Annotated in this window: 9 protein-coding genes and 2 pseudogenes; 6 read left to right on the forward strand and 5 right to left on the reverse strand. The window is 70.6% G+C overall.

The genetic code is table 11. The features are described from left to right. Positions 1-134: 134 nt before the first annotated feature. Positions 135-557 (reverse strand): PPOX class F420-dependent oxidoreductase, encoded by a 423-nt coding sequence (locus ACFWFI_RS36350; protein WP_387398902.1) that lies wholly within the window; start codon positions 555-557, stop codon positions 135-137. A 299-nt stretch (positions 558-856) separates the two neighbouring features. Here ACFWFI_RS36350 and ACFWFI_RS36355 point away from each other — a divergent pair. The 3 genes and pseudogenes from ACFWFI_RS36355 to ACFWFI_RS36365 all read left to right on the forward strand — a co-directional run. Further along, positions 857-2,716 (forward strand): annotated as a pseudogene (locus tag ACFWFI_RS36355) (hypothetical protein); the annotation flags it as partial. Positions 2,717-2,770: 54 nt separating this feature from the next. Next, a pseudogene (locus ACFWFI_RS36360) lies at positions 2,771-3,379 on the forward strand (DUF6250 domain-containing protein); the annotation flags it as partial. A 60-nt stretch (positions 3,380-3,439) separates the two neighbouring features. Beyond that, a complete protein-coding gene (locus ACFWFI_RS36365) occupies positions 3,440-3,706 on the forward strand; it encodes a hypothetical protein (protein WP_387398904.1) in 267 nt (88 codons plus the stop codon). A 27-nt stretch (positions 3,707-3,733) separates the two neighbouring features. On the opposite strand, the gene ACFWFI_RS36370 is transcribed toward ACFWFI_RS36365, so the two are convergent. From ACFWFI_RS36370 to ACFWFI_RS36380, 3 genes are all read right to left on the reverse strand, one after another. Beyond that, positions 3,734-3,994, reverse strand: coding sequence for a hypothetical protein (locus ACFWFI_RS36370; protein WP_387398907.1), 261 nt, complete (start codon positions 3,992-3,994; stop codon positions 3,734-3,736). An 80-nt stretch (positions 3,995-4,074) separates the two neighbouring features. Beyond that, entirely contained in the window at positions 4,075-5,595 is a 1,521-nt protein-coding gene (locus ACFWFI_RS36375; protein WP_387398909.1) for an alpha/beta hydrolase, read from the reverse strand. Positions 5,596-5,727: 132 nt separating this feature from the next. Continuing rightward, positions 5,728-6,993, reverse strand: a complete 1,266-nt coding sequence (locus ACFWFI_RS36380) for an MFS transporter (protein ID WP_387398910.1) — start codon at positions 6,991-6,993, stop codon at positions 5,728-5,730. Positions 6,994-7,089: 96 nt separating this feature from the next. Here ACFWFI_RS36380 and ACFWFI_RS36385 point away from each other — a divergent pair, with 96 nt between their 5' ends. After that, the gene (locus tag ACFWFI_RS36385; protein ID WP_387398912.1) at positions 7,090-7,470 is read left to right on the forward strand and encodes an ArsR/SmtB family transcription factor; all 381 of its coding nucleotides are present in this window, start codon (positions 7,090-7,092) and stop codon (positions 7,468-7,470) included. A 57-nt stretch (positions 7,471-7,527) separates the two neighbouring features. Further along, entirely contained in the window at positions 7,528-8,109 is a 582-nt protein-coding gene (locus ACFWFI_RS36390; protein ID WP_387398915.1) for a DUF1707 SHOCT-like domain-containing protein, read from the forward strand. 83 nt (positions 8,110-8,192) lie between these two features. On the opposite strand, the gene ACFWFI_RS36395 is transcribed toward ACFWFI_RS36390, so the two are convergent. Then, positions 8,193-8,570 carry a MerR family transcriptional regulator gene (locus ACFWFI_RS36395; protein ID WP_387398918.1) on the reverse strand — a complete coding sequence of 126 codons (378 nt, stop codon included), beginning with the start codon at positions 8,568-8,570 and terminating at the stop codon, positions 8,193-8,195. Positions 8,571-8,695: 125 nt separating this feature from the next. On the opposite strand from ACFWFI_RS36395, the gene ACFWFI_RS36400 reads away from it, so the two are divergent. After that, the gene (locus ACFWFI_RS36400) at positions 8,696-9,769 is read left to right on the forward strand and encodes an alkene reductase (RefSeq protein WP_387398921.1); all 1,074 of its coding nucleotides are present in this window, start codon (positions 8,696-8,698) and stop codon (positions 9,767-9,769) included. Positions 9,770-10,019: the final 250 nt, after the last annotated feature.

Here is a 10,019-nt window from a genome sequence, read left to right on the forward strand (position 1 = left end):
GCACGACGACAGCTACGGCACCTCGCCGCGTTGTCGGGTCGCCCGAATACGCCCAGTATGAGGACGCCCCTCCGCCTTGCGATGCACCGCATCTGACGCCGCGCGCTGATCCACCGGGCATTACGGGACAGCCCTTAGGTCGCCGCCTGGGCGCTGTCCCGGAAGCCGCCCCAGCCGTGCCAGCGGTCGATCTCGATCCAGGCGTTGACCCGGCCGCGCCCACGGTCCGCGTAGGGCCCGCCGAGGTACTGCTGGGACAGCCGGTCGATGCCGGTCAGACCCTCGTCGTCGCTCATCTCGACGACGCGGCCGATCAGGGTCACATGGGTGTACCAGTCGGAGTCGTCGAGCACCGTCAGGGTGACACGGGGGTCCCGGCGTACATGGTCGAGGCGCTTGCGGCCCTCATCCATGTTGACCAGCACCCGGCCGTCGTCCCAGAGGTACCAGGTGGCCGTGGACACCGGCTGCCCGTCCGAACGAAGGGTGGCGATCACGGCAGGATTGGGCTTGCGCAGCATGGCGACCGCGGCGTCGGGGAGCGGCGGCTTCGACATGTTCTCTCCTCTGTCTTGTGCTGCCCTCCCTGTGACGGTGAACCACACCGGGTGATTCGGAGGGCGCGCCTCCACGCTGCCACACGATGCGGGCGGAGTCCGGTACCGCCCCCACGCTGCGCGCCCGGCGCGAGCGGCCGCGCGGTCCGGAAGCCCGCACGGCTCCGGTTGGTCGACTGCCGGATGTGAGCGGCACATTGCGGTCGCGTGGCAGCGCGCGGGAAAACGTCGACACCACGGAACCGGGGGCGCACTGTGGATCTTCGTAGACAGCGCTTTCCATCTTCGGAGGACCCACCATGCCCCCCGTCCGTTCCGGACGTCGCAGAATCGCGGCGGCGAGTGCCGTGGCCGCTCTCGCCGGCCTGCTCGCCGCCCCCACCGCGCACGCCGGCCCCGACACACGCCGGACCGCCGATGCGCAGCCCCGCCGGATCCTGGAGAACCTCGACCGGGGCCTCGTCGCCGTCCCTTCCGGAAGCGGCACCTTCCTCAGCTGGCGACTGCTCGGTACCGAGTACGGCTCGGACATCGCCTTCAACGTCTACCGGGGCGGCAAGCGCCTCAACCACCGGCCGGTCACCTCGTCGACCACGTACCAGGACAACAGCCGGGGGCGCGGCGCCTATACCGTGCGCGCGGTCGTGGACGGCCGCGAGAAGAAGCCGAGCGGCGGTGCGCTGGACTTCGGGAAGGGATACGCGGAGATCCCCCTGGCCGACGCCGACGGATACACCGTGCAGCACGCCTGGCCCGGTGACCTCGACGGTGACGGCCGCTACGAACTGGTGGTCAGCCGGCTGTCCGGCACCCGGGACAGGCCGGACCTCCTGGAGGCGTACAACCTCACCGGTGAGCGTCTGTGGCGCATCGACCAAGGGCCCGGCTCGTACACCCAGGTCTCCGGCAACGGTGCCAACGATCCCGCTCCGGCGGCGATCAGCGGCTCCACCGCCATCGGCGGATTCCGCAACGACGACAACGTCACCGTCTACGACCTCGACAGCGACGGCCGGGCCGAAGTGCTCGTCCACACCGCGGACGGCACCACGTTCGCCGACGGCGCCGGCGTCGAAGCGGATTCACCCGCCGACCAGTTCGTCTCCGTCGTCGACGGCGCGACCGGCACCGAGCGCACCCGTCAGCCGGTGCCCGACGACTTCACCGCGGACGGACCCTCCGGCGGCCAGTTCGGCATCGCCTACCTCGACGGAATCCACCCGAGCCTGGTGACCAAACTCGTCACCCGCGTCGGCGCCAAGCGGGGAGCCTTCCGCACGCTGATCCAGACCTGGGACTTCGACGGCCGCGAGCTGAAGCCGAACTGGAAGTACGTCGTACCGTCCGGCAGCGGGGCCACGAGCTTCCACCAGATCCGGACCGTGGACGTGGACCAGGACGGGAAGGACGACATCGCCGACGGCAACTACGTCGTCAACAGTGACGGGACCCTGCGCTACGTCGTCGACGGCGCCGGCCACGGCGACCGCTTCCACATCGCCGATCTGGACCCTTCCAGGCCTGGCCTGGAAGGGTTCGCGATCCAGCAGTCGGAACTCGGTGTCGTATCCCGCTTCCCCTGGTACTACTACGACGCGGACACCGGCGAGCGGCTGGTGACGGGGGAGCACCCCGCCGATCCGGCGAGCGAGGCCGACCTCGACGTCGGCCGGGGCACCGCGGCCGACATCGACCCCCGACACCCGGGCCTCGAATACTGGACCTCCACCGCCGACGTCACCGCACCGGGTGCGGGCGTCCGCAACGTCCGGGACGGCAAGATCTCCGGCACCACACCGAGTGTCAACTTCCGCATCTGGTGGGACGGGGACAAGGGAGCCGAACTCCTCGACGGCACGCACGTCGAGAAGTGGAACCCCGCCCAGGAGACCGCAGGCCGCGTCTTCGACCCCGCCGGTGTGGTCCCGGGCGCCCGCAACGCCACCCCGTTCTACGGGGACATCCTGGGCGACTGGCGTGAGGAGATCCTCGCGGAGACCGACGACCACACTGCCCTGCGCCTCTACACCACCACCGAGCCCACCTCCACCCGCCTCTACACCCTGGCCCACAACCCGGCCTACCGTCTCGGCTGGACCGTACGCGGCTACCTCCAGTCCACGTTCACGGACTACTACCTCGGCTACGGCTCCAAGAACCCGCCCAGGCCCGCGATCCGGACGGACACCGGCCCGGACCGCGCCTGGACCCCGATCGCACGCGACACTTTCCGCTCCGGCACCGGCCGGTGGACCTCCGAGCTCCAGGACGGCGGGAGCGTGACGGCCGCCGACGGGGTCCTCGACATCGACGTCCCGAGCGGGGCGACGGTCTGGTTCGACCGGAGGCTGAGCGGGCCGTACGAGATCGAGTACACGGCCACCGCGGTATCCGCGGGCGGCTCCAACGACCGGGTGTCCGACCTCAACAACTTCTGGAACGCCACGGACGTCCGCTCACCCCGCGACATCTTCGCCACCGCGCGCGGCGGTGCCCTGGCGGAGTACGACCACCTGAAGACCTACTACGTCGGCTACGGGGCCAACTCCAACACCACATCCCGGTTGCGCCGTTACGTCGGCGAGGCGGGCAACCGTCCACTCCTGCTCGACTACACGGCACCTCTGCTGACGGCCAACGAGCCCAACCGGGTCCGGATCGTCTCGGACGGTTCGACCGTGCAGTGGTGGAACAACGGCCGCCTCGTGTTCGACCACCAGGACCCGGAGCCGTACACCAGCGGTCACTTCGCGTTCCGGACGGTCACCAGCCACTTCAGGATCAGCGACTTCACGGTGTGGCGCCCGCCCACGCGCGGGTGACGGACCGGCCCGCGCCGCCTCACGGCGGGGATTGTCGGTGGTGGCTGTGATGCTGGAGGCATGGACGAACTGATGAGGCGCCGCGTCTACGGCGCCGACCACGACGATCCCGATCCGGGACCCCGGCCGGGGCGCGTGTACGTGGAGCTGGTGGCCGGTCCGCTGGACGGGCTTCTCCTGGACGTGACCGGCTGGCCCGAGGAGCGCCTCGCCGCAGGGGCCGCGCTCGGCACGGAGCTCGGGAAGTTCGGTGCGGGGGGAAGCACCGTGTACGGGCCCGTGGAAGCCGACCCGAAGCGCTGGGCATGGGAGGCGGACAGTCCCTGAGCTGTCCGCCTCCCGCGCAAAAGCCCGTCAGCGCGATGTCGTACCGCTGCCGGCTTCCGCGCGCGGAGCGGTGATGAACCATGTGAAGGCCGGTGCCGGGCTGGGCGGCACCGGCCATCCGTTGACCGTGGCGAGGAGCTGCCAGTAGCGCTCCGCCCGCGGGTCCGAGCCCGTCTCCAGCCGGGTAAGGAGCCGGCGGCGCAGCGCCGCGTCGGCAGTGCGTGCGAAGGTCTCGGCGTAGAGCGCGGTGAGGGAATCGAGAACGGGCGCCGCCTCGGCGGACGCCACCTTGCGGTCTCCCCCTGCTGGAGACTCGACCAGGCCGCGCGAAGAGGTGTCCGCCGGGCACAGGGGGAGACCGGTCCGCGTCAGTTCGCGCAGTGGGTGTCCTGCGCGGGTCGGTGCCCGGTGGTGAGGAAGCGGGTCACGGTACGGTCGCCGCACTCGTTGCCGTTCCCCAGATACATTCCGTGCCCGCCCTGGCCGACGGTGACCATCCTGGCGCGGTCACCGAGCGCCGCACGCATCTTCAGCGCACCGGTGTAAGGCGTCGCGGGATCGCGCAGACTCTGCAGCATCAGGATGTTCGACGGGCCCTCGTCGGTGATCCGGGCGGGCCGCTCCACAGGGGCGTCCTTCCAGAAGGCGCACGGGGTGATGTTGACGGGCATCCCGGCCGTCAGCGGATACCGCACCCGGTCGGCGGCGACCCGCTCCGCGTGCCCGGAACCAGGACCGGGCCAGCGCACGTCGTTGCAGATCGTCGCGACCATGAGCGACGCGTCCTCGTCCGGGATGGTCTGGGTCAGGTCCGGGGGCAGGGCCGGCCGGCCCTGCGGATCCCGGGCCTCCTGGACCAGACGGGCCATCGCCGGGAACGCGCCGTCGCTGTACAAGGCGTTCTGGAGCGCCTGCCTCAGCCCGTTGCCGGTCAGCGGGACACCCGGCGTCCCCGAGTCGCGCGGAGAGCGGTCCAGCTCCTCGGCCAGCGCGAGGAACATGGGCTCCACGTCCTCGGCACGCGGGGCCAGCCGCAGCCCCTCCGCCTCGCGGGCGGGATCCGCCGACCAGGCCGCGAAGTCCGTGAAGCGGTCGGCGGCACCTCGCGCCATGTTCTCGAGCCACCCCCGTGCGACCCGCGACGGGTCGGGGTCGCCCGAGCTGTCGAGAACCATGCGGTCGACGCGGCCGGGCTGCGTCTGCCCGTAAACGGCCCCGACGTAGGCTCCGTACGAGGTACCCCAGACCGAGAGCTTCCGCTCGCCCAGGGCCTGCCGGAAGCGGTCGATGTCACGGACCTCGTTCCTCGTCGTGAACGACCGCAGCACCGCGCCCCCGTGCGAGGCACAGGACTCGGCCGTCCGCCGGGACCGCGCGGTGCTCTCCGCGGTCCCGCCGCCCGGCGCAGGCCACGACCGCAGAGTCACCAGGCGGCGGTCCGCCGCCGGAATCCCGCAGCGGGCCTTGACGCTGCTGCCGACACCGCGCGGATCAAGACTGATGAGGTCGTAGGCCCCCTTCAGTTCCTCCTGCAACGCCGCCCCCTTCTGAGCCAGTCGCTGGACTCCGGACGAGCCGGGCCCGCCCGGAACCACCACGAGGGTTCCGCGCCGGTTCTCCGGCCGGTCGCTGCGCAGCCGCGTGACAGCGACAGGGACGGTGCGTCCGTCGGGCCGGGAGTAGTCGAGGGGGACCGGCAGGGTCGCGCACTCCTGCCCGGCAGGTCCGGTGGTGCCTGCGGGCAGTTCGCACGGTTGCCAGACGAGCCATGGCACGGGCTCGCCCTCTGCGCCGGCCGCCCGGGCGACCGGCGGGGCGGCGGTCACCGTGGCGGCCACGGCGGTGGCACAGAGCGTCAGGAACAGTGTCTTGCGGGGCCAGTTCGTCATGGGGCAAGCGTGGTCGAGCCGCGTCCGGCTGCCCATGCGGCAGGCACGCGTAACGGGGGTGGGGCCAGCCCCTCGGCCGCCCTGCGGAGCACCCCCGGCTCGCCGTGGCCAGGGCCGGGGGAGTGGCGCCGTTCATCCGTGTCGCGGCTCGCGGCGCCCGGTGGAGAGAACGAGGAGGCCGCCGACCACCGCGAACACCGTCAGCGCGGTTGCGAAGACGGTCGTACCGGTGGTCAGCCCGACCGCGTCGCTGAGATGGCCCACAGACACCGGGAGGATTCCCGCGGGCACATAACCCCCCACGTTCAGGGCTGCGTTGGCCTCGGCTAGCTGGTTCGGAGGAACCGAGGAGTTGAGGAGCGACAGACCGCCGAGCTGCCCCATCCCCTGGCCCGCTCCGGCAAGGAGCGCTGAGGTGATGAGCACCGGCACCGACGAGGTCCGGACAGCGGTGACGAGTGCGACCATACCGAGCGCGATGCTCACCGCCCCCGCCACGAGAATCGTGTGCCTCCGCAGGTGCCGCACCGCGAACTGCACGCCCGTCGCGGCGAGGAACATGACGAACGCCATGGCTCCGGCGGTGATCCGGCTGGTGGTTCCGAGCAGATCCGTGAGCAGCGACGGTCCGAGGGAGAGCACGAATGACGTCGCGGTGATCCCGGGGGCGAACACGGCTATTCCGAGGACGAGTTGCGGGCGGCTGCCGAGGGGCACCGCGGGGATGCGGACCCAGGCGCCCTTGGCGGCCGTGGCCGGACGACGCAGGGGCATCCGCAGCACCGCGAGGAACGCGGTGGCGAGCAGGCCCATCTCGACGACGAAGACGGTGACCGTGGGCGCGGGTGCGGCTTCGGACAGCACACCTGAGAGCAGCGGTCCCAGTCCCGCGCCGAAGACCATGGCGCAGGAGGCGAGAAGTGCCGCAAGCCGTTCGCGTCCACGGCCTCCCACGTCGGTGACGGCGGCCATTCCGGCGGATACGACGGCCCCGACGGCGATTCCGCTGAGCAGCCGGGCCACGATCAGGGCCGGCACCGTGGTGGCCGTCGCGAAGATCAGACAGGCCACCATGCCGAGGGCGAGCGCGGGCAGCAGGACGGGTTTGCGCCCGAGCCGGTCGGACGCGACCCCCGAGACCAGCAGGGACGCGAGCAGACCCACGATGTAGAAGGCGAAGACCACTGTCAGTGTGCCGCTGGAGAAGCCGATCTCACGCTGCCACACCACGTAAAGCGGAGTCGCCGCGTTGGACAGTACGAAGACCGCGGTGATCGGCCAGGCGGCCAGCCATATCCACCGGACGGGGGTCAAGGGCGCTTCCGGTCCTGCCGGATCACCCGGGCGCTGTCGGTCCCCCACGGTCTCTGCAAACTTCACCACTCGGCTTTCCGGCATAGCTGCATCCCTCCCGGACGTCAGTACGAGTTGAGTCGAACTTAGCATGCAGTACGATTGAAGTCGTACAGAGGAAAACGATGACGAGGAGTGGTCATGGCTTCGACGGCGCCTCCCGCGCGGGCCATCAGAATGCTGCCGGAGCCCGCGGCCCTGCCCGATCCGCTCCCCGAGCCCGCGGTCGACGACTTGCGGCTCGAGACGGTGCTGGGGGCCCTGAGCGATCCGCTGCGCCTGCGCATCGTGCGTAAACTCCTGCTGGAGTCGGAGCGGTTCGACCATTCCTGCGGCTGGTTCGGCCTCGACCGCCCCAAATCCTCGCTCACACACCACTTCAAGGCCTTGCGTGAGGCGGGCGTCACGAGGCAGAGGCAGTACGGGCTGGAGCGCCGCAGCCATGTTCGGGTCGAAGACCTGGACGCCCGCTTTCCCGGACTGCTCGATCTCGTCGCGGCCTGGGTGCCGGATGCGTCCTGACGACAGAGGCGGAAGTTCCTGACCCGTCCGGCCGTCGCGCTCGTTATCATCGGCTCCATGAGCGCCGAGCCCTCGCAACCCGTCCCCCTGCGCGCCTCCGACGCGGACCGCGAAGCGGTGGTGGCGGAGTTGCAGGACGCGGTGGCTGACGGCCGCATCGACCTCGATGAACTGGGCGCACGGCTGGAAGTGGCCCTGGCCGCCAGGACGCACGCCGAGCTCGCGCCGCTCACCGCCGACCTGCTGCCCGTCCTGCCGCCGGCTCAGCCGCTGCTGCTCAAAGGGGGCGTGGCCGGTGCGGTGCGGGCGGGGGTCTGGCGCGTACCCGAGCAGATCAGGGCGTACGGCGGGGTGGGTGGCGTCAAGATCGACTTCACGCGGGTCGAGTGCCGGCTGCGCGTGGTCGAGGTCGAGGTGGACGGGCAGGCGGGCGGTGTCGAGATCGTCGTGCCTGACGGCTGGGTGGTGGACACGGAGCAGGTCGACCCCGACCTGGCCGGCTTGCGGGACAGGACGACCGCCCAGAAGCTCCCCGGCTCACCCCTGATCCGCCTGACCGGAACCTGCGGGATGGGCGGAGTGACGGTCCGTCACCTCAAGCGCGGCGAACGCCGCAAGCTGCTCCGTGAGAGCCGTTGAGCGAGGGCTTCGTCGCCGACCGAAGTCGCCGACCAAGTCGCCGACCGAAGTCGCCCGGGTTGCGGGTGGCTGACCGGACGCCCTCAGCCGGCCACTGCGTCCTGGAGATGTTCGCGGTGGGCGCGCGCCGCCGAGATGAGTTCGTCGAGCGCGTCCCGGGTGACCGCGAGATCGGTGATGTGCCGGCTGAGCCGGTCGCGCTCCTGCCCCATCCGCTCCAGTGCGGAGTCGGAGTTGTCCTGGCTGGGCGAGTCGACGCAGGGGAGCAGTTCGGTGATGGTGCGGCTGGACAGGCCTGCCGCGTAAAGCCGTTGGATGAACCTCACCCGCTCGGCCTGATCGCCCGTGTATTGCCGTTGTCCGCTGCTGCTGCGGGCGCTGGTGAGCAGTCCTTGCTCTTCGTAGTAGCGCAGGGACCGGACGCTTACTCCTGCCCGTGACGCGAGCTCCCCGATCCGCATGAACTCCTCCTCCAGTGGCATGTGGCGTGCATCACGACGCTTGCCTCTGACATTGATGTGAGGTTTTAGCGTAATCGATGTGCCCGGCAACCGGGCGAGGGATCGACATCAGGGGTGTTTTCGACGTGACGGGCCTCTTCCGCAGTTTCCAGCTCGGTGATCTGACTCTGCCCAACCGGGTGGTGATGGCCCCGATGACGAGAGTCCGCGCTGCGGCCCACGGCCTCGCAACACCGTCGATGGCCGCGTACTACGCCCAGCGGGCGACGGCCGGACTCATCGTGAGCGAGGGGGTCCAGCCCAGCCTGATCGGGCAGTCCAACCCCGGCACGCCAGGACTGCACACCGATGAGCAGGTGGCTGCATGGCGTCCGGTGACGTCGGCGGTGCACGCCAACGGCGGCCGGATCTTCGCGCAGATCATGCACGGCGGCCGGGTGTCGCACCCGGACACCACCGGTATGCAGCCGGTCGGTCCTTCTGCGGTCCCCGCGGTGGGTGACGTGTTCACCCCCACGGGCCCCCAGCCCGCTCCGGTTCCGCGTGCTCTGGACACCGCCGAGGTGGGTGAGCACGCCCTCGCGTACGCGAACGCCGCCGGCCGTGCCGTCGACGCCGGCTTCGACGGGGTGGAACTGCACGGAGCCAACGGGTACTTGATCTCGCAGTTCCTCTCGTCGAATGCCAATCTGCGTACGGATTCCTACGGTGGTTCGGTGGCCAATCGCATTCGGTTCGCGGTGGAGGCGGTCTCCGCGACGGTGCAGGCGGTCGGAGGGGCGAGGACGGGAATACGTCTGTCCCCGGGCGGCGGTTTCTGGGGCGTGGAGGAGACCGATGCCCCTGAGCTCTACCGTGCGCTGCTGGGCGAACTGGCACGGCTGGAGGTCGCCTACGTACACCTCGAGGCCACGGCCGACGAAGAGGTGCTGCTGGGGCTGCGGCGGGCCTGGCCGGGGACCCTGATCATGAATCCCGTGTTCCCGATGGGGCCCAAGCAGACGGGCCGGGCCGATGCGGACCACTGGCTCGGACTCGGGGCGGACCTGATCGGTTTCGGCCGTGCGTTCATCGCCAACCCCGACCTCGTGGAGCGGCTGCGTTCCGGGCTGCCGATCGCCCCGGTCGACGAAGCGACGTACTACCAGGGTGGCGACGCCGGCTACCTGACCTACCCGGCATATCAGTACACGGCCTGACAGCGCTGCCGGTCGACCGGCGCGCCACTGCCCGGACGGAGTTCGTGGGACCGGACCGCGGTGTGTGCTCCACCGAATTGGAGGTCCTGCGGTGAAACCCGTCCTGATCTCCTGATCGGTTGTGGCGGCTGCAGCAGGGGCCACAACCCAGCATCCGCCCACCGCCGACCGCGCGGGGGGCGGGCGCGCGACCGCCGGGCCAGGCCAGGGGAGCGGGTGGTCAGTGAGGGGGGTGGGCGGGGCGCGCCAG

Source organism: Streptomyces sp. NPDC060209 (assembly GCF_042728155.1).
GTDB lineage: Bacteria > Actinomycetota > Actinomycetes > Streptomycetales > Streptomycetaceae > Streptomyces.

Excerpts from the sequence above, each read along its gene's own strand:
- ACFWFI_RS36350 (WP_387398902.1), bottom strand. The coding sequence starts at position 557 with ATGTCGAAGCCGCCGCTCCCCGACGCCGCGGTCGCCATGCTGCGCAAG.
- ACFWFI_RS36385 (WP_387398912.1), top strand. The coding sequence starts at position 7,090 with ATGGCTTCGACGGCGCCTCCCGCGCGGGCCATCAGAATGCTGCCGGAG.
- ACFWFI_RS36380 (WP_387398910.1), bottom strand. The coding sequence starts at position 6,993 with ATGCCGGAAAGCCGAGTGGTGAAGTTTGCAGAGACCGTGGGGGACCGA.
- ACFWFI_RS36365 (WP_387398904.1), top strand. The coding sequence starts at position 3,440 with ATGGACGAACTGATGAGGCGCCGCGTCTACGGCGCCGACCACGACGAT.
- ACFWFI_RS36395 (WP_387398918.1), bottom strand. The coding sequence starts at position 8,570 with ATGCGGATCGGGGAGCTCGCGTCACGGGCAGGAGTAAGCGTCCGGTCC.
- ACFWFI_RS36390 (WP_387398915.1), top strand. The coding sequence starts at position 7,528 with ATGAGCGCCGAGCCCTCGCAACCCGTCCCCCTGCGCGCCTCCGACGCG.
- ACFWFI_RS36375 (WP_387398909.1), bottom strand. The coding sequence starts at position 5,595 with ATGACGAACTGGCCCCGCAAGACACTGTTCCTGACGCTCTGTGCCACC.